General features: G+C 35.8%; 20 protein-coding genes. 13 read left to right on the top strand and 7 right to left on the bottom strand.

The features are described 5' to 3' along the window. Both ACULEU_RS09590 and ACULEU_RS09585 read right to left on the bottom strand, forming a co-directional pair. A complete protein-coding gene (locus tag ACULEU_RS09590) occupies positions 1 to 702 on the bottom strand; it encodes a potassium channel family protein (RefSeq protein WP_445452370.1) in 702 nt (233 codons plus the stop codon). Beyond that, on the bottom strand, positions 702 to 1,364 hold the full coding sequence (locus tag ACULEU_RS09585; RefSeq protein ID WP_445452369.1) for a spermidine synthase: 663 nt from the start codon (positions 1,362 to 1,364) through the stop codon (positions 702 to 704). Before ACULEU_RS09585 ends, ACULEU_RS09590 begins: the two co-directional genes overlap by 1 nt. A gap of 60 nt (positions 1,365 to 1,424) precedes the next feature. Here ACULEU_RS09585 and ACULEU_RS09580 point away from each other — a divergent pair, with 60 nt between their 5' ends. The 5 genes from ACULEU_RS09580 (at position 1,425) to ACULEU_RS09560 (ending at position 6,891) form a co-directional block, all read left to right on the top strand. Continuing rightward, positions 1,425 to 1,976, top strand: coding sequence for a 1-acyl-sn-glycerol-3-phosphate acyltransferase (locus ACULEU_RS09580; RefSeq protein WP_445452368.1), 552 nt, complete (start codon positions 1,425 to 1,427; stop codon positions 1,974 to 1,976). Positions 1,977 to 1,986: 10 nt separating this feature from the next. Then, a complete protein-coding gene (locus tag ACULEU_RS09575) occupies positions 1,987 to 3,123 on the top strand; it encodes a M14 family metallopeptidase (RefSeq protein ID WP_445452367.1) in 1,137 nt (378 codons plus the stop codon). 52 nt (positions 3,124 to 3,175) lie between these two features. Further along, positions 3,176 to 3,658, top strand: a complete 483-nt coding sequence (locus ACULEU_RS09570; protein WP_236465510.1) for an Lrp/AsnC family transcriptional regulator — start codon at positions 3,176 to 3,178, stop codon at positions 3,656 to 3,658. 79 nt (positions 3,659 to 3,737) lie between these two features. Next, the gene (locus tag ACULEU_RS09565) at positions 3,738 to 6,323 is read left to right on the top strand and encodes a phosphoenolpyruvate carboxylase (protein WP_445452366.1); all 2,586 of its coding nucleotides are present in this window, start codon (positions 3,738 to 3,740) and stop codon (positions 6,321 to 6,323) included. A 49-nt stretch (positions 6,324 to 6,372) separates the two neighbouring features. Beyond that, positions 6,373 to 6,891, top strand: a complete 519-nt coding sequence (locus ACULEU_RS09560; protein WP_445452365.1) for a DinB family protein — start codon at positions 6,373 to 6,375, stop codon at positions 6,889 to 6,891. A 209-nt stretch (positions 6,892 to 7,100) separates the two neighbouring features. Here the strand turns inward: ACULEU_RS09560 and ACULEU_RS09555 are convergent, their stop codons facing one another. From ACULEU_RS09555 to aroB, 5 genes are all read right to left on the bottom strand, one after another. Continuing rightward, entirely contained in the window at positions 7,101 to 7,523 is a 423-nt protein-coding gene (locus ACULEU_RS09555) for a DNA primase (RefSeq protein WP_445452364.1), read from the bottom strand. A 10-nt stretch (positions 7,524 to 7,533) separates the two neighbouring features. Further along, positions 7,534 to 8,508 (bottom strand): deoxyhypusine synthase family protein, encoded by a 975-nt coding sequence (locus ACULEU_RS09550; protein ID WP_445452363.1) that lies wholly within the window; start codon positions 8,506 to 8,508, stop codon positions 7,534 to 7,536. A 117-nt stretch (positions 8,509 to 8,625) separates the two neighbouring features. Beyond that, positions 8,626 to 10,029 (bottom strand): arginine decarboxylase, encoded by a 1,404-nt coding sequence (locus ACULEU_RS09545; RefSeq protein WP_445452362.1) that lies wholly within the window; start codon positions 10,027 to 10,029, stop codon positions 8,626 to 8,628. Positions 10,030 to 10,085: 56 nt separating this feature from the next. Further along, a complete protein-coding gene (locus tag ACULEU_RS09540; RefSeq protein ID WP_445452361.1) occupies positions 10,086 to 10,265 on the bottom strand; it encodes a hypothetical protein in 180 nt (59 codons plus the stop codon). Positions 10,266 to 10,322: 57 nt separating this feature from the next. Then, positions 10,323 to 11,390, bottom strand: coding sequence for a 3-dehydroquinate synthase (gene aroB, locus ACULEU_RS09535; protein ID WP_445454842.1), 1,068 nt, complete (start codon positions 11,388 to 11,390; stop codon positions 10,323 to 10,325). Positions 11,391 to 11,526: 136 nt separating this feature from the next. On the opposite strand from aroB, the gene ACULEU_RS09530 reads away from it, so the two are divergent. The 8 genes from ACULEU_RS09530 to ACULEU_RS09495 are packed head-to-tail and all read left to right on the top strand — an operon-like array spanning position 11,527 to position 18,107. Then, complete coding sequence (locus tag ACULEU_RS09530; protein ID WP_445452360.1) at positions 11,527 to 11,829, top strand: TIGR03643 family protein; 303 nt, start codon at positions 11,527 to 11,529, stop codon at positions 11,827 to 11,829. Then, a complete protein-coding gene (locus ACULEU_RS09525; protein ID WP_445452359.1) occupies positions 11,826 to 12,251 on the top strand; it encodes a DUF2452 domain-containing protein in 426 nt (141 codons plus the stop codon). The genes ACULEU_RS09530 and ACULEU_RS09525 overlap by 4 nt, the downstream gene beginning before the upstream one ends. Before the next feature lie 12 nt (positions 12,252 to 12,263). Continuing rightward, positions 12,264 to 12,917, top strand: coding sequence for a flavin reductase family protein (locus ACULEU_RS09520; protein WP_445452358.1), 654 nt, complete (start codon positions 12,264 to 12,266; stop codon positions 12,915 to 12,917). Continuing rightward, positions 12,910 to 14,400: a deoxyribodipyrimidine photo-lyase/cryptochrome family protein gene (locus ACULEU_RS09515; RefSeq protein ID WP_445452357.1), complete on the top strand. Its 1,491-nt coding sequence runs from the start codon at positions 12,910 to 12,912 to the stop codon at positions 14,398 to 14,400. The genes ACULEU_RS09520 and ACULEU_RS09515 overlap by 8 nt, the downstream gene beginning before the upstream one ends. After that, entirely contained in the window at positions 14,400 to 15,134 is a 735-nt protein-coding gene (locus ACULEU_RS09510; RefSeq protein WP_445452356.1) for a YqjF family protein, read from the top strand. Before ACULEU_RS09515 ends, ACULEU_RS09510 begins: the two co-directional genes overlap by 1 nt. Then, positions 15,121 to 15,267, top strand: a complete 147-nt coding sequence (locus tag ACULEU_RS09505) for a DUF2256 domain-containing protein (protein ID WP_445452355.1) — start codon at positions 15,121 to 15,123, stop codon at positions 15,265 to 15,267. Before ACULEU_RS09510 ends, ACULEU_RS09505 begins: the two co-directional genes overlap by 14 nt. Continuing rightward, entirely contained in the window at positions 15,257 to 16,798 is a 1,542-nt protein-coding gene (locus ACULEU_RS09500; RefSeq protein WP_445452354.1) for a cryptochrome/photolyase family protein, read from the top strand. The genes ACULEU_RS09505 and ACULEU_RS09500 overlap by 11 nt, the downstream gene beginning before the upstream one ends. 16 nt (positions 16,799 to 16,814) lie before the next feature. Beyond that, positions 16,815 to 18,107 carry a DASH family cryptochrome gene (locus tag ACULEU_RS09495; protein WP_445452353.1) on the top strand — a complete coding sequence of 431 codons (1,293 nt, stop codon included), beginning with the start codon at positions 16,815 to 16,817 and terminating at the stop codon, positions 18,105 to 18,107. Positions 18,108 to 18,117 lie beyond the last annotated feature (10 nt).

Below are 18,117 nucleotides of genomic sequence, written 5' to 3'. Positions count from 1 at the left end.
TTATTCTTCGTTCTCAAAGTAACCTTTGCTTTTTACTTTTGTGGTAAAGAAATTCAGAAACAAAACCACAAACGACAAGAAAAACATCGCTTGAATGGCTACTAATACTTTACCAAAGGTCGTTACCGGATAATAATCGCCAAAACCAATCGAATTCGAACTCACGACACTGAAATATATCGAGTCAAACCAATGTTCAAAAGGCTTGTTCATATTTTCTCCCAAAGTGTACAAAACGCCAAACGCTATAAGAATTTCAACATAATTGAAAAACAACAACAACATCGATCGTTTGTAGGAGCGAGGACGAGAAAATAAATCGGAAGCAAAAATCAAGGTCGGAATGTAAAGCACTGTTTCCATCAAAAGATACACCAGAATATAAATCAATACGAGAAGATTTTGCCAATGGTTATAAAGAATTAAAAAAGGAAAAGCTACTTTAAACAAGATGTAGATATCCATGGCTAAATCCTTGTAAATAATATTGATCTTACCGGCAAACGTCTTTATGTAAATGCCCGGAAAAAGTAACTGTGAAATCGATAGAAAAAGGCGAAATATCTTTTCGATGCCGTTATCATCCTGATGATCGTTGTTCCAAATAGATTTGATGTTCAAAATCCTTTTCTGGATGGGATTTATTTTTGGAGCTTCTAATTTGGAAACCTTTCCAATAAATAATTTTCTAAAAAATCCCATTAGCTTAGTTTTTTTATCGTGAACAATTCGTTGTGCGTTTCCACTTTAGGATACATTCGAAGCGAATAATTACCATTAAATTTGGATTGGTATATCCGATTTCGCTCTTCTTGTTTTTTGTCAATCACCATGGTATTAAATAAAATAAAGCCATTGAGATTCAACAATGAATTAATACGGTTAATAAAGAAATCCTGAAACAAAAAGTTGGGCATCTTGGCATCTTCAAAAATATCGATGATGATTAAATCGTACGTGGCTTTGGTCTTCAAAACGTATTCAAAAGCATCATCAAGTACAATCTCAAGATTCGGAATAGCATTGAGTTGGAAGTACTCATTGGCTAAAACAATGACGGTTTCGTCAATTTCAACGCCGGTAATTTTTCCTTTAAACTTGATTTCGTCTACCAAAGTCTTAATCACACTGCCGCCGGCAACACCCAAAACCAAGACGTTTTCAAAATTACGTATGCGTTCAAAACCAATATATTTCAGCCCTTTTCTTAGAATGCGTTGCAAACTTCCGTAGGAATAGTTTGTGCTTTTACTGTCCAAAACCAATTCGCCGTTATTCCAAGTAACCTCAAGCGATTGGCTCACGGCAGAGTTTTTCTTGTGAACGTTTATCGGAATAAAATAGCTAAACAGTTTTCGCACCATTACATAAATATTTTTCTCAAAAGTAAGACAGAAATACTAAATTTACGCAAAATAAACGGCATGAAGCAACGACTTTACAAATTTATCTTCTTTCGAATCCTCGGATGGAAATTAATTGGTATGGTTGATCCTAAAATCAAGAAATGTGTCCTAATTGTTATTCCACATACATCCAATTTAGATTTTTTTATGGGATTGCTTGTTAGGGGAATTTGGGATGTTAAAATCAATTTTGTTGGTAAAAAGGAACTATTCGTTTTTCCGTTTGGTTATTATTTCAGAAGTGTCGGTGGAGCGCCATTAGACCGAAGTGGTGGCAAAAATAATGTCGATGCCACTGTAGAACTTTTCAGAAATCGTGATACTTTTAGGTTGGCGTTATCGCCCGAAGGCACACGAAAAAAAGTAACCGAACTCAGAACAGGGTTTTATTATATAGCTTTAAAAGCTCAAGTGCCTATTATTCCCGTAGCTTTGGATTATGGTAAAAAAGAAGTCAGAACAGGAAATCCGGTATATTTGACTGGAAATTATGAAGAAGACATGAAAATAATTTTGCCGCATTTTAAAGAAGTCAAAGGAAAAATCCCCGAAAGAAGTTTCGAAGTTTAACAAAACATACATGGACTACAACCAACTGCATCAGGATTACAAAGAAGCTTCCCTTTTTGGGCGTTACATTACCATAGAACACATAGAACCATTGTTGGCTCAATATGCTACCACAATTGTTGGGAAATCGGTTCTAGGAAAACCCATTTATCACCTTCAATTCGGAACCGGAAAAACCAGAATTTTGATGTGGTCTCAAATGCATGGCAACGAAAGCACAACAACGAAAGCGCTATTTGATTTTATCAATTTGGCCCATTCGGATTCTGCTTTAGGTCAAAAATTACGCAGCGAGTTTACCTTTTGCCTTTTGCCAATGCTCAACCCCGATGGAGCGTACTTGTATACCAGAGAAAACGCCAATGAAATCGATTTGAACCGAGATGCCCAAAATCTTTCACAACCGGAAAGTGTGATTCTCAGAAAAACATTTGAAGATTTTAAGCCTCACTACTGTTATAATCTCCACGATCAAAGGACTATGTATGGAGCAGGAACCACAGGAAATCCGGCAACAGTTTCATTCTTGGCTCCGGCTTACAATGAAAGCAGAGATATCAATGAGGTTCGGATTAAGGCGATGAATGTTATTGTGGCTATGAATGACGTTTTGCAACAGTTTATTCCCAATCAGGTTGGACGTTTTGACGATTCGTTTAATTTGAATTGTGTCGGAGACACCTTTCAGCATTTAAACGTATCCACCATTTTATTTGAAGCTGGACATTTTCAAAACGATTATGACAGAGAAATCTCCAGAAAATATATTTTTATAGCGTTAGTTTCAGGATTGTGTTATTATTACGAAAACGATATAGTTCACAACAAAATTGATGATTACATGAAAATTCCGCAAAATAAAGTCGTATTTTATGATTTTGTTTATAAAAATGTTAAAATAAATTATGACGGTATCGAAAAAAGCAGCAACTTTGCAGCTCAGTTCAAAGAAGTTCTAAAGAATGATATAATAACTTTTGAAGCAGCAATTGCTCAGGTTGGTGATTTAGAAAATTATTTTGGCCATGTTGAAGTAGATGCTAAAGAAGCTATTTATCGAGACGACAAAAATAATATTCCTGAAATCGACGCAAAGGCTACTTTTTCTTTAGGAGATAGCATCATTGTAAATGGCACTATACAGTAGACAAACACTCTTTTAGGAACTTTAAATATTGGCAATTTAACAAACGAATAGTATGAGCAAGTTTAAATTAGACGAAGTAGACCACCAAATCTTAGACATGTTGATTGACAACACCAGAATCCCATTTACAGATATCGCCAAAAAATTGCTGATTTCTGCAGGAACAGTGCATGTCAGAGTAAAGAAAATGGAAGATCAGGGCATTATTATGGGTTCTTCCTTGTCTTTAGATTATGAAAAACTCGGATATTCTTTTATCGCTTATGTGGGTGTATTTTTGAACAATACGTCCCAAACAAAATTTGTATTAGAAAGAATAAACGATATTCCTTATGTTACTGTAGCACACGTTACTACTGGAAAGTTTAATATTTTCTGTAAAATTCGTGCCAAAGATACGAAGCACGCCAAAGACGTTATTTTTATGATTGATGACATCGAAGGTGTATATAGAACGGAAACCATGATTTCATTGGAAGAAAGTATCAACGATAAAAAACGTTTGATGCACACGATTTTCCAAGAATTGGACTAGTTATTTCTCAAAAAAATATACAGAACCTCAAGTGCCAACTTGAGGTTTTTTTGTACATTTAAAACTCAATTATACAGCCATGTACACTTTACCAAAAATTGAGCGTTTTAATCAAAATGTCTTATCGAAATACCATATTTACAATAGCGTATTTATTACCTTACCCTTTGATGCTATTGATAATACGGGAGTTTTACTACCTTTGTTCTCGGAAGTTTGTGATGCCGGATTTAAAAAGAATTGGTCACCAAAACAGATTGTCGATTTCTTTTCTGAGAAGTATCTCGACCATGCCACCGAAGAGCAGAAAATCGATTTGATGTTTCGTTTTATTCAGTATGTGGAACGACAAATTGTACTTTTTGATGCGATTGAAGATGCCGCTTTTCCTATTATCAATAATCTTGAAGGTAGAGGTTCCTTGCGTGATATCAAAGAAAAAGCCGAAGCCAAAGAAAAGCATGACGAATTAATAGCATTTCTTGAAGATTTCAACGTAAGAACAGTATTGACAGCACATCCAACACAGTTTTATCCGGGATCAGTTTTGGGAATCATTACCGATTTGACCGAAGCGATTCGAGTAGACGACTTGCTTAAAATCAAGCAGTTATTAGCACAATTGGGAAAAACACCCTTCTTTAAAAAAGAAAAGCCAACTCCTTATGATGAAGCGGTGAGTTTGGTTTGGTATCTCGAAAATGTATTTTACAAAACGATCGGCGACATGATGCAGTATTTGCAGAAAAATATTTTTGAGGGTCGCATCATCGAAAATCCCATCGTTAATTTAGGTTTTTGGCCTGGCGGTGACCGAGATGGAAATCCGTTTGTAACTCCCGAAATTACAAATAAAGTTGCTAGCAGATTACGAACATCAATTCTCAAATGCTACTACTTTGACATTCGGGCATTGCGTCGCAAACTGACTTTTAACGAGGTAGATACTATTATCTTCAATTTGGAAAATAGATTATATCGTTCCGTTTTCTATTCTCAGGGTGAAATTTTTATCACGTTGCAGGAATTACTAAGCGAATTGAATATTGTAAAGCATCTTATTATCACAAAACACAACTCATTATATTTAGACGAAGTCAATTTGCTTTTACAGAAAATCAATCAGTTTGGCTTTCACTTTGCGTCGTTGGATATTCGACAAAACAGTCGCATTCACAATCAGGTTTTTGAGGAGATTTTAAATTTTATGAAAAAAGAAAAATCGGTTGATTTTCCAGAAGATTTTAACCGTTTTTCTGAAGTTGAAAAAATGAACGTTATTGCCAAACTTAACTTTGATTTGACGCAACATACTTTCGAAAATGAGATGACAAGCTCTACATTAGACACCATAAAGTTGATGCGTGAAATCCAAGACAAAAACGGAGAAAAAGCGTGTAACCGTTACATCATCAGTAATAACGAAAGTGCTCTCAATGTCATTGAAACGTTTGCGATGTTTAGATTGTTAAACTGGGAAAATCCCACGGTAGATATTGTGCCGTTGTTTGAATCGGTTGACGATTTACAAAAAGCTGATGTCATTATGGAGCAATTATACCAAAATGAAATCTATCGCAATCATATCAGACAAAGAAAAGACAAACAAACAGTGATGCTTGGGTTTTCTGATGGAACTAAAGATGGCGGCTATCTGATGGCCAATTGGAGTATTTTCAAAGCCAAAGAAACTATTACCGAAATCTCACGAAAGTATGGGATCAAAGTAATTTTCTTTGATGGTCGAGGTGGACCACCAGCGCGAGGCGGCGGAAAAACGCATAAATTTTATGCTTCTTTAGGTTCCACTATAGAAAATCAGGAAATACAAGTTACGGTTCAGGGACAGACGATTAGTTCTAATTTTGGGACATTAGATTCTTGTCGATACAATTTAGAGAATCTTTTAAGTGCTGGAGTCGCGAATCAGGTGTTTAACAAAGAAGAAAATAATTTGTCGGAAACCGATAAAGCCATTATCGATGAATTGGCTGGTATCAGTTATCAAAAGTATCTGGACTTCAAGGCGCATCCTAAGTTTTTGCCGTATTTGGAACACATTAGTACGCTAAAATTTAATTCTAAAATCAATATTGGAAGCCGACCTTCTAAAAGAAATACGGATGGAAAACTCAACTTCTCCGATTTACGGGCGATTCCGTTTGTGAGTGCATGGAGCCAATTAAAACAAAATGTTCCTGGATTTTTCGGAGTGGGAACGGCTTTGAAGAAATATGAAGATGCTAACCAATGGGAAAGGGTAGAAGCACTGTATCACAATTCCTTATTCTTCAGAACCTTATTGGAAAATAGTATGATGTCCTTGGCCAAATGTTTCTTCCCATTGACGGCTTATATGAAAGATGATAAAGAGTTTGGCGCTTTTTGGCAAATCATTTATGACGAATTTTTGGAAACCAAACGCTTGTTACTTAAAATCGCTAGACACAAAGAACTGATGGAAAATTATCCGGATGGAAAAGCATCCATTGATGTCAGAGAGCAAATTGTGATGCCTTTACTAGCAATTCAGCAATATGCTTCCTCACAAATCAATGAAATGAAACGAAACAATAGAGTTGATGAAAAGCTGCTAAGCGTTTATGAGAAATTAGTAATGCGTTCCTTATTTGGGAATACAAATGCTAGCAGGAATTCGGCTTAAGACTAAATGTGCAATTCAAAATTTATAATTTAAAATTCAAAATAATTAAATGAAACCAACCGACCTAAAACCCGAAGAATTTCAGGGCTATTTTGCCAACTATGTCAACCAAGTGTCTAACGAATATACTTTAATAGAAGAACTAGAAATTTCTGTGCATCGTTTGATAAAATTTGTGCAGAACATTCCGATGGATAAGTTTGATTATCGTTATGCCGAAGGAAAATGGACGATCAAAGACATTATTCAGCATTTGATTGATTCCGAAAGAATATTTGCTTATCGCGCTTTGCGTTTTGCCCGAAATGATGCAACCGAATTACCCGGATTTGAAGAAAATGATTATGTTGATGAAGCGAAAGCTAACAAAAGAAGCATTCAACAATTATTAACCGAATTGGCCGTAGTACGACAGGCGACACTTTCACTGTTTCAGTCGTTTTCTGAAGAGGAATTGCTACGTATAGGAGTAGCTTCGCATAATCCTATTTCGGTCAGAGCGTTGGGTTTTGTTATCATCGGACATCAAAATCATCATCAAAGAGTATTTGAAGAACGATATCTTTAAAATTCGTCACTTCGAGTATTTTATCTCGTTGCAAACGAGAAAAAATGTATCGAGAAGCTCGAGTCAAAAAGTTCTCGATACAATTTTTACTCCATTACATTCCGCAAAAATCGCTCGAACTGATGTAACTGCATAATAAAACCCCAAATTCTAGAAGGAATTTGGGGTTTCATTTATAATTCAAAATTTATAATTTAAAATAAAAAAGTTTATTCTTCATCATCATCTTCTTCATCAAAATTGTCTGAGGTTTCAAAGTCGTCATCGTCATCATCGTCATCACCATCATCTGAACCGCCTTTGTCTTTTAACAAATCTTCTTCATCATCTTCATTCTCATCCGATGGGGCATCATCGTCATCATCCAGTCCCTTAATTGGTTCTATAGGTTCTACTACTGAATCAATATCCTCTTCCTCATCAAATTTTTCCATACGACTAGCAAGCTTTGTGCTTACTTTCACTAAGTAAATGGTATCTTCTGTTTTTACTTCAACAGCTTCAATCAACTCATTCTGGGCATTTCTAAAACGAATAATGTCGGTGTCGTCATAACCTTCAGGGAACTTTTCTACTAATAAATTTAGTATGTCTCCTGTTAGTTTAGCATAGTCTACGATAATTCTTCTCATAAAAAACTTTTTATAAATCTAGTAAGTAAGCAAATATTAAAGGAACAACAATGGTTGCATCCGATTCTACAATAAATTTGGGTGTATGTATGTCAAGTTTTCCCCAAGTAATCTTCTCATTGGGAACAGCTCCTGAATAGGAACCATAACTTGTCGTTGAATCTGAAATTTGGCAAAAATAGCTCCAAAACGGAATGTCGTGCATTTCCATATCTTGATATAACATGGGAACCACGCAAATCGGAAAATCACCTGCGATTCCACCACCAATCTGGAAGAATCCAACTCCTCTGCCACCAGAGTTTTTCGGAAACCAATCGGCTAACCACATCATGTATTCGATACCGCTTTTCATCGTTTGTGGACTAAATTCACCTTTGATACAGTAAGAAGCAAAAATATTTCCCATTGTACTGTCTTCCCAACCCGGAACTACAATTGGTAAGTTTTTCTCAGCGGCTGCAACCATCCACGAATCTTTTGGATCGATTTCGTAGTATTGTTGTAATACGCCTGAGTTAATCATTTGGTACATAAATTCATGCGGAAAATAGCGTTCTCCTTTTGAATTGGCATTGTTCCAAATGTCATATAAATGCGATTGTAATCTGCGGAAAGCTTCCTCTTCTGGAATACAAGTATCTGTTACTCTGTTGTAGTGATTTTCCAATAAATCCCACTCTTCTTGTGGACTTAAATCTCTGTAATTGGGTACTCTTTTATAGGAATTGTGCGCCACCAAGTTCATGATGTCCTCTTCAAGGTTGGCTCCGGTACAAGAAATAATATGTACTTTGTCCTGACGTATCATTTCTGCTAATGATTTTCCTAATTCAGCGGTACTCATTGCACCAGCTAGGGAAATCAGCATTTTACCATTGTCAAGCAAATGTTCTTCATATCCTTTCGCAGCATCAACTAATGCAGCAGCGTTGAAATGAAGATAGTGTTTTTCTATAAATTGACTTATAGGTCCTTTACTCATTATAAGATTGTTGTTGTGTTTGTGGTTTCAAAGAAAAACTTTTTTTCTAAAACTACAAACAGTTTTTCTAATTAAATTAAATTTAAAATTTCAGTTTATTCGCGGGCTTATACTCTATTATTTTTTCTGGTATCCCAATATTTTCAAGACATCGTCTGAACTTTGCTGCTCAGAGAAAACTTCGGTTGCGAGGATTCCGTTTGGATCCCGGTCGATTAAAATGTGTTTGGGCTGTGGAATCAAACAGTGGTGCAATCCTCCAAAACCACCGATGGTTTCCTGATAGGCACCGGTATTAAAAAATCCAATATACAGTGGTTTTTCTTTACTGTATTTGGGCAGGTAAATCGCATTCATATTCTGCTCAGAGTTGTAATAATCGTCACTATCACAAGTCATTCCGCCTAATAAAACTCTTTCATAAGTATCATTCCAACGATTGACTGCTAGCATGATGAATCGTTTATTAATGGCCCAAGTATCTGGTAATGTTGTAATAAATGAACTGTCAATCATGTTCCAGGCTTCTCTGTCGTTTTGTTGTTTCTGATATAAAACCTGATAGATGGCTCCGCCTGATTCTCCAACAGTAAACGAACCAAATTCCGTAAAAATGTGCGGCACATCCACTTCTGCTTCCTCACAGGCAATCTTAATCTGATTAATAATTTCGTCAATCATATATTGATAGTCATATTCAAAAGCCAATGAGTTTTTGATTGGAAAACCACCACCGATATTTAATCCGTCAAGCGAAGGGCATTCTTTTTTAAGTGCAATATAAACCTTAATACATTTTACCAATTCATTCCAGTAATAAGCGGTATCATTGATTCCGGTATTGATAAAAAAGTGAAGCATTTTCAGTTCCAGATTGTCATTTTCCTGAATCTGTTTTTTGTAAAAGTTTACAATATTCTTATATCCAATTCCAAGCCTTGAGGTATAGAACTCAAACTTTGGTTCTTCCTCAGCTGCAATTCGGATTCCGATTTTAAATTTTCCCTTAATTTGCTCCTGTAATAAATCCAATTCCTCATAATTATCAATAATCGGAATAGTATTTTTATGGCCGTGGTTAATCAAACGTGCAATGTTTTCGATATACTGGTCGCGTTTAAAACCATTACATATAATATAAGTGCTTTTATTGATTTTTCCGTTTTCTAGGAGATTCTCGACAATGTTAATATCAAAAGCAGAAGAGGTTTCAATATGTATATTGTTTTTAAAAGCCTCATTCATAACATATTCAAAATGAGAGCTTTTAGTGCAATAGCAATAGTAATATTTACCGTCATACTTGTTTTTTTCCATTGCATTTCGAAACCAGTTTTTGGCTTTTTTAATGTTGTTGGAAATTTGTGGCAAGTAAGTAAACTTGAGAGGTGTGCCATATTGTTCTACTAATTTCATCAAATCGATATTATGAAACTGAAGCTGGCTGTCTTTGTTTAAGGTAAATTCTTCTTGTGGAAAGTAATACGTTTGATTAATTAAATCGAAATATTTAGTATTCATTTAGTATAGATAATTATGGATTAATTCATTTTTATAAAAACAAAGTAATCTATAATTCAAACTCTGATGTTGGCGTAAATAATCGGTAATTTTTCCTGTGATAAAAAACGAACTTGCGAGGACATAGCCATAAAAGAGCTTTTTCCAACAAAGGTTGCGCCTAAAACTGCTAAGAAATTAGTGTTAATTTCTTGTTCGTAGTTACAGTAAATAGTAGTGTTTTCACATTTTTTCATCAGGGCAAATGTAAAAAATAATATTTTCGAAATGCAAGTTATGATGCGAAAAAAATGTTAAGTTTTATAATCGTTGAAAGATTTTATAATCAATTCATTTTCAATCTCTTGGTTAATCTTTGTTTTCCCGATTCCGTCAAGCAAGGCAAATTGAATTTTACCGTACTCATTTTTTTTGTCGTGTATCAGTAAATCAAGAATAGGATTGATATCGGTTTCATCAAAAGGAATGATATCAAAAACCGAGTTTATAGTGTTTTTTATTTCTAGATACTCCGCAGCTGAAAGTAGTTTTTTCTGCCACGAAATATAACTTTCCAAAATCATTCCCACAGCAATAGCTTCGCCGTGTAACAAGGTTTTTTTGGTCTCATTTAAAAGAAAATAACTTTCAATAGCATGTCCAAGTGTGTGCCCAAAATTCAATGCTTTTCTGATGCCGTTTTCGGTTGGATCTTGCATTACAATTTCGTTTTTAATGGCTATCGAACGATAAATCAGTGTATCAAAATCAGCGTAATCAATCGAACTTAAATCTCTAAATTCCGCCCAATAATCAGCATCAAATATTAATCCGTGTTTCAACATTTCTGCCAAACCGGAACGCAATTCGTTTTGTGGTAATGTGGTTAAAAATTCGGTGTCAATCAGTACCATTTTAGGAACGTTAATAACACCAATTTGATTTTTTAACGCGCCTAAATCCACACCATTTTTACCTCCAACGGAAGCGTCAACCATGGCTAAAAGTGTGGTTGGAACATGAATAAAATCGATGCCTCTTTTGAATGTAGAAGCCACAAAACCGCCAATGTCAGTTATGACGCCACCACCAAGATTGAGCATCAGTGTTTTTCTGTCGCCACCTAGTTCTGTCAAAATAGACCAAATCTCTAAACAAGTATGGATGTTTTTTTCACTTTCACCCGATTCAATTTCAATGATTTCAATAGTCACATCGGTAGCCAAAAAGGGCAAAAAGCGGTTCAGACAATAGTCGTTGGAATGCGTATCTACTACTATAAAAATATTGGAATACTTATGTTCTTTTATAAAGTCATTGAGAAATTCATAGCCTTTTTCGTGAAATACTATTGGGTAGCCGTTGGCAGCGATGGATGGCATCATTGTTTTAGTTGTATTGGGCAAAATAAGGCAATTTTTTTATAAAAATCGAATTTGATTTTAAAGCAATTAAAAAATGTTTTTTTTCTTGGCAAATAAAATATATGTATATTTGTTTAATCTTTTTGTAAAATACATGAACAAAAAACAATTGCAAGTCGATTTAGACGACGTAGCTATAGACCGAATTATCGAAATGGCATGGGAAGATAGAACTCCTTTTGATGCTATTCAATTTCAGTTTGGTTTAGCCGAAGCCGATGTCAAAGCTCTGATGAAAAAAGAACTCAAATTCAGCAGTTACAAACTTTGGAGAAATCGGGTTGAAAATTGTAAAACCAAGCATTTAGCTAAGCGAGTTGCCGGAATTGATAGGTTTAAATGCAAACTGCAACGTGCCATAACCAATAATAAAATTTCAAAACGATCTTCAAAATGAATTCAAAAAAACCAGATAGTGTAGTTTTTTCAGAAGAGCAAGGCTATTATGCCAAGACTGTTTCTTACGGAACCAATGTTGGTGCGCCAGTAATAAAATTGGACGATGTTGTTTCTTGGAAAAGTAGAGGTATAGATCTTGTCAATAAAGAGTTTGAAGCTAAGTTCAACGAACTCAAAAAGCAATACGAAGATTTAATGCAAGAATTTGAATGGAATGAAATTGTGTATAACTCACGATTTTCATTCGAGCCTGTTGTTGGTGAAATTTACCATATGTACAAAGCCGATGACGGCATTAATTTTTTGTCTTTAATTGCTCCGACCGAGTGGAACAAAGAACACGTCGGCACTTTCAAATTGAACAGTGATAAAAAATGGATTGTTTTGGAACAATCAAAAAATGTCTCATTTACCCTTTAAATATTTTCTGGCATGCAAAAAATGATGGCTATTAATGATATCATGGCAATGGATAAACAGCAACGTGTCCATTTTATCAACAGTTTAGGTGGCTTTAAGAGCGTTGCTCTAATCGGAACCGTCGATGCTACTTCACTCGAAAATCTGGCGATATTTAGTTCGGTGATTCATATTGGTGCCAATCCACCTTTGATTGGGCTTATTTTCCGGCCAAGTCCACCAGAGCGAAATACGTTGTCCAATCTTTTGGAAACCGGATTTTATACCATCAATCACATCAATGAAGCTATTTACGATAAAGCACATCAAACGTCTGCTCGTTACGAAAAAGAAGTTTCTGAATTTGATGTAACAGGTTTAACACCAACGTATAAAGATGATTTTATAGCGCCTTTTGTAAAAGAGAGCTTGGTTCAGATTGGGATGGTCTTTCGTGAAAAAATAGACATCAATATAAACAATACTATTATGGTCATTGGTGAAATTGTTCAAGTCTATTTTCCTGAAAACTGCCAATGTAAAGACGGATTTATCGATTTAGAGAAAGCCAACACCATTACATGCTCCGGTCTGGATAGTTACCACACGACTAAACGTTTAGACCGTTTGAGCTACGCGAAGCCCGATAAAGAAACAACTAGTATAATTTCAGATTACTTTGAGTAAAAAAGCCATCAATATTGTTTGGTTCAAAAGAGATTTGCGACTAACGGATCACGAGCCACTTTATAATGCGCAACAGTCTGGATTACCTATTTTACTGCTTTACTTTTTTGAGCCGTCTGTCATGAGTTATGATGATGCTGATGTGCGGCATTGGCGCTTCATATATGAGTCAATACAAGGATTGCAAACACAACTTGATGCCATCGGAGCGAAAATGTATTTTTTTAAAAGTGAACTGGAAACCGTTTTTAATGAAATTCTAAAAAACTATGAGGTGAAAACAGTGTTTTCTCATCAGGAAATTGGTAATAAAATCACATTTGATAGAGATATTCAAATGCAACATTTCTTTTCCGAACACCATATCGAGTGGAGGGAATTCCAAATGCATGGTGTCATTCGGAAATTAAAATCAAGAAAAGATTGGGACAAGCGTTGGGAAGAAGTGATGCAACAAACGCCCAAAATAGTTGATTTAAATAGGTTGTCCATCGAAAATTTAGAGGCTAATTTCTATAACAAAGTCAAAGGCGAAACTTTAGATCCAGAAATTACAACAGCTAACAATAACTTCCAACGAGGAGGAGAATATTGGGCCTGGCGGTATTTGGATAGTTTTTTAAAAGAACGATATGTCAATTACAGCAAACACATATCCAAGCCTAGTTTGAGCCGAAAAGGATGCAGTCGTTTATCACCTTATTTGACCTATGGAAACATTAGTATGCGCATGGTATACCAATACACTATGCAACATTACAGCGCCTCATCCAACAAAAGGGCGTTGTCAAATTTCATTTCTCGGTTGCATTGGCATTGTCATTTCATACAGAAGTTTGAAGATGAATGTCGAATGGAATTCAACAATATCAATAACGCTTTTGATGCTGTAATCAAACCTAAAAAGGAAGCCTATATCAAAGCTTGGCAAGAGGGAAAAACCGGAGTTCCTATTGTTGATGCATGCATGCGCTGTGTAGTTGCTACAGGATATCTCAATTTCAGAATGAGAGCTATGGTGGTTTCTTTTTTTGTGTTTAATCTATGGCAAGATTGGCGCGAATTACATTTTTTAGCGCGACAGTTTTTAGATTACGAGCCCGGAATTCATTATCCGCAATTGCAAATGCAATCTGGGGTTACCGGAATCAACACGGTTCGAATTTACAATCCGATTAAGAATTCCGAAGAACACGATAGCGAAGGCGTTTTTATTAAAAAATGGATTCCCGAATTAGAACATGTTCCATCAAGTTTGATTCATGAACCTTGGAAATTGAGCTTAATTGAACAACAATTATATCACTGCGAAATTGGCAAAGAGTATCCAGCACCACTAGTTGATATCGAAGCAACACGAAAATTTGCCAGCGATGTTATTTGGAGTTTCCGCAAAACAAAGGAAGTCAAAGACGAAGGCAAACGAATTCTAAATAAACATGTAAGTAATCCACGGAAAAATTCAAAAATAACCTCCAAATAATGACTATATTTCTAAAGGCTAATTGGGAAAACATCATCATGGTCAATTATGAAATTGATCCCCAAATTTTAATGCCTTACTTGCCCAAAGGCGTAGAACTCGATTTGTTTAATGGTAAAGCTTATGTCAGTTTGGTTGGTTTTATGTTTAAAGACACCAAATTATTCAACATACCTATCCCTAGATTGGGCACTTTTGAAGAAATCAATCTGCGATTTTATGTTACTCGAAATGATAATGGCGTTACCAAACGCGGCGTAGTATTTGTCAATGAGACCATTCCTTATAAGATAGTCGCTTGGATGGCCAATACATTATATAAAGAACATTACACGGTGGTTCCAACAAAGCACCGTATTTCAAATGATGCTGTAACACAAAAAGTCGCTTTTGAATGGCAATTGAATACGAAGTGGAATAGCATTTATGTCGAAAACACTTTGTCATCACACATTATTCAAGAGGATTCACTCGAAAAATTTATCTACGAACATTATTATGGCTATACCAAAGTAAGTGAATATAAAACCGAGGAATATCAGTTGCATCATCCTAGTTGGGAAATTCACGAGGTGCTTGATTATAAAATTGATTGCGATTTTAAAGTGATGTATGGCGAATCATTTTCAGTTTTAATGAATAAAAAGCCTGAAGCAGTTTTTATAGCCAAAGGTTCCGCCGTAGCCATTGAATGGAAAAGAACCAAATTAAATTTTAAAGATGCGCAACGTTAAAAAACAAAACTTACCCAGCAAAGTTTGCATCATTTGTGACCGACCTTTTGCCTGGCGTAAAAAATGGGAAAAGGTTTGGGACGACGTAAAATATTGTAGCGATAAATGTAGAGCCAATAAAAATGGAAAGTAAAAAAACACTTCGATTGATTTTGGGCGACCAATTAAATAGCAATCACTCTTGGTTCTCAAGCGTTGATGATGCTGTTACTTATGTTATGATGGAGGTAAGAACGGAGACCGATTATGCGCAACATCATATTCAAAAAGTAGTTGGCTTTTTTAGTGCGATGCGCTATTTTGCCACTGAACTACAATCCCAAAAGCATCAGGTATTATATATTCGGTTGAACGACAAAAACAATCTGCAGTGCTTTGAAAAGAATTTAGACGCTATTATAAACAGTGGGAGTTACAATCAATTTGAATACCAATGGCCCGATGAATATCGATTAGATGTTATATTGAAAAACTATTGTGCGCAACTTGCTATTCCGCATAAGGTTTTTGATTCGGAGCACTTTTTTAGTACAAGGGAAGAGTTAGGCGTATTTTTTGAAGGCAAGAAAATGTTGCTGATGGAAAGCTTCTATCGTGCTATGCGTAAAAAACACCATGTCTTGATGGATGGCAATAATCCGGTAACAGGGCAATGGAATTATGATGGAGATAACCGAAAAAAACTTCCCAAAAATCACAAACCAACGCCGCCTTTACTTTTTAATAATGATGTTACAGCCATTTTTTCAGAAGTAAAGGAAGCCAATGTTTCGACCATCGGAACTATCGATGCTAAGCATTTCATTTGGCCCATAAACAGAGAGCAATCGTTAGCTTTACTTGATTTTTTCGTATCCGAATGTTTGCCCTTATTCGGTTCCTATCAAGATGCCATGACACCAAATGAATGGTCGTTATACCATTCGAGAATATCCTTTTCGATGAATGTTAAATTGATCTCTCCCAAAGAAGTTATTGATAGCGCAATAAAGAAATGGGAAGGGAACAAAGACAAAATAGAGTACAATCAACTCGAAGGTTTTGTTAGGCAAATTATCGGTTGGAGAGAATATATGCGTGGCATTTATTGGTTAAAAATGCCCGAATTCGCTACCCTGAATTTCTTCCATCATACAGAGAAATTACCGGATTGGTTTTGGACGGGAAAAACCAGGATGAATTGTCTAAAAGATGCCATTACACAATCCTTAGAATATGCTTATGCACACCATATCCAACGACTGATGATAACGGGAAATTTTGCGCTTTTAGCCGGAGTGCATCCCGATGAAGTAGATGCATGGTATCTCGGAATTTACATCGATGCTATTGAATGGGTTGAAATCACCAACACACGAGGTATGAGTCAGTTTGCTGATGGTGGCATTGTAGGTACAAAACCTTATGTGAGTTCGGCTTCTTATATCGACAAAATGAGTCATTACTGCGGCAGTTGTTTCTATGATAAAAATAAGAAAGTCGGTGAAAAAGCCTGTCCGTTCAACAGTTTGTATTGGAATTTCTACGATAAAAACGAAGATAAATTAGGCAAGAATCCACGAATCGGAATGATGTACAATGTTTGGCGTAAAATGCAGCCTGATGATAAAGCAAGCTTACTTCAGCAAGCCGATTATTATTTGAAAAATATAAATAATCTATAAAAATAATTTGCTAACTATGAAAAGAGCAATCCTCTGGTTCAAAACTGATTTGCATCTACATGACAATGAAACGCTAGTAAAAGCGATAGCACAAAGTGACGAAGTTATTCCGGTATATTGTTTTGATGAGGCTCAATTTAAAAAGACCGAATATGGTTTTCAAAAAACGGGTAGCTTCAGAGCTCAGTTTTTATTAGAGTCGGTAGCCGATTTGGATAAAAATTTAAGAGCATTGGGTTCGGGATTGATTATTGTCAAAGGAAAACCTGAAGTCGAAATTCCAAAAATTGCAAAAGAATATAGAGCGTTCAAAGTTTTTGCGAAACGCGAAGTAGCTTACGAAGAAAAACAAACCGAAGCTTTGGTGCAATCTGAACTTTTTAAATTGGGTTGCGAATTCGAAACCTTTAGCACCAGCACTTTATATCATGCCCAAGACTTGCCTTTTTCTATCAAAGATATTCCAGATGTTTTTACCAGTTTCAGAAAAAAAACCGAAAAAGATGCTACGATTCGAGGTGTTTTTGATAAACCACAATCTATTAAATCGCCCATAGTTGACGCTATTGATTTGCCAACATTAGAAGCATTAGGTCTGGCTGTACTTCCAATCGATTCCAGAGCGGTTCTTCCGTTTAAAGGAGGAGAAACAGAAGCACTGAAGAGACTACAGCTTTATTTTTTCGATACGAAATCTGTAGCCACTTACAAAGAAACCCGAAATGGTTTGATTGGTGCTGATTATTCCTCAAAATTCTCCGCTTGGTTGGCCATGGGCTGTATTTCTCCCAGAAAAATATACTTTGAACTTCAAAAGTTTGAAGCACAGTATGGCGCTAATGAGTCAACGTATTGGTTGGTTTTTGAATTGCTATGGCGGGATTATTTTAGATTTATGATGAAGAAATACCACGCTAAATTCTTTCAGTTAGCCGGAATTCAAAATAATGGGATTGCAGTCAACAAACACAACATTGATGTTTTACAAAGCTGGATAGAGGGCGAAACTGGAGTAGATTTTGTTGATGCTAACATGAAAGAACTGAAGTTAACTGGTTTTATGAGCAATCGCGGTCGACAAAATGTAGCGAGTTATTTGTGTAATGACCTGAAGTTAGATTGGCGTTATGGCGCTTCGTATTTTGAACAGCAATTAATCGATTACGATGTATGCAGTAATTGGGGCAATTGGGCTTATTTGGCCGGAGTAGGTAATGATCCAAGAGGAAACAGGTATTTCAATATTGAAAAACAAGCTCAGGATTATGACAAGAATGGCGAATACAGAAAACGTTGGCTAACCGATTGAAATAACTAAA

This window comes from Flavobacterium sp. 25HG05S-40, assembly GCF_052654735.1.
The sequence above is the reverse complement of the archived record's forward strand: the minus strand, read 5'-3'. Positions and strand labels throughout refer to the sequence as shown.

Coding starts and splice junctions, on each gene's coding strand:
- ACULEU_RS09495 (WP_445452353.1), top strand. CDS start 16,815: ATGAAAAGAGCAATCCTCTGGTTCAAAACTGATTTGCATCTACATGAC.
- ACULEU_RS09510 (WP_445452356.1), top strand. CDS start 14,400: ATGACTATATTTCTAAAGGCTAATTGGGAAAACATCATCATGGTCAAT.
- ACULEU_RS09560 (WP_445452365.1), top strand. CDS start 6,373: ATGAAACCAACCGACCTAAAACCCGAAGAATTTCAGGGCTATTTTGCC.
- ACULEU_RS09555 (WP_445452364.1), bottom strand. CDS start 7,523: ATGAGAAGAATTATCGTAGACTATGCTAAACTAACAGGAGACATACTA.
- ACULEU_RS09575 (WP_445452367.1), top strand. CDS start 1,987: ATGGACTACAACCAACTGCATCAGGATTACAAAGAAGCTTCCCTTTTT.
- ACULEU_RS09580 (WP_445452368.1), top strand. CDS start 1,425: ATGAAGCAACGACTTTACAAATTTATCTTCTTTCGAATCCTCGGATGG.
- ACULEU_RS09500 (WP_445452354.1), top strand. CDS start 15,257: ATGGAAAGTAAAAAAACACTTCGATTGATTTTGGGCGACCAATTAAAT.
- ACULEU_RS09505 (WP_445452355.1), top strand. CDS start 15,121: ATGCGCAACGTTAAAAAACAAAACTTACCCAGCAAAGTTTGCATCATT.
- ACULEU_RS09550 (WP_445452363.1), bottom strand. CDS start 8,508: ATGAGTAAAGGACCTATAAGTCAATTTATAGAAAAACACTATCTTCAT.
- ACULEU_RS09570 (WP_236465510.1), top strand. CDS start 3,176: ATGAGCAAGTTTAAATTAGACGAAGTAGACCACCAAATCTTAGACATG.
- ACULEU_RS09590 (WP_445452370.1), bottom strand. CDS start 702: ATGGGATTTTTTAGAAAATTATTTATTGGAAAGGTTTCCAAATTAGAA.
- ACULEU_RS09525 (WP_445452359.1), top strand. CDS start 11,826: ATGAATTCAAAAAAACCAGATAGTGTAGTTTTTTCAGAAGAGCAAGGC.
- ACULEU_RS09565 (WP_445452366.1), top strand. CDS start 3,738: ATGTACACTTTACCAAAAATTGAGCGTTTTAATCAAAATGTCTTATCG.
- ACULEU_RS09520 (WP_445452358.1), top strand. CDS start 12,264: ATGCAAAAAATGATGGCTATTAATGATATCATGGCAATGGATAAACAG.
- ACULEU_RS09585 (WP_445452369.1), bottom strand. CDS start 1,364: ATGGTGCGAAAACTGTTTAGCTATTTTATTCCGATAAACGTTCACAAG.
- ACULEU_RS09545 (WP_445452362.1), bottom strand. CDS start 10,029: ATGAATACTAAATATTTCGATTTAATTAATCAAACGTATTACTTTCCA.
- aroB (WP_445454842.1), bottom strand. CDS start 11,390: ATGCCATCCATCGCTGCCAACGGCTACCCAATAGTATTTCACGAAAAA.
- ACULEU_RS09540 (WP_445452361.1), bottom strand. CDS start 10,265: ATGAAAAAATGTGAAAACACTACTATTTACTGTAACTACGAACAAGAA.
- ACULEU_RS09530 (WP_445452360.1), top strand. CDS start 11,527: ATGAACAAAAAACAATTGCAAGTCGATTTAGACGACGTAGCTATAGAC.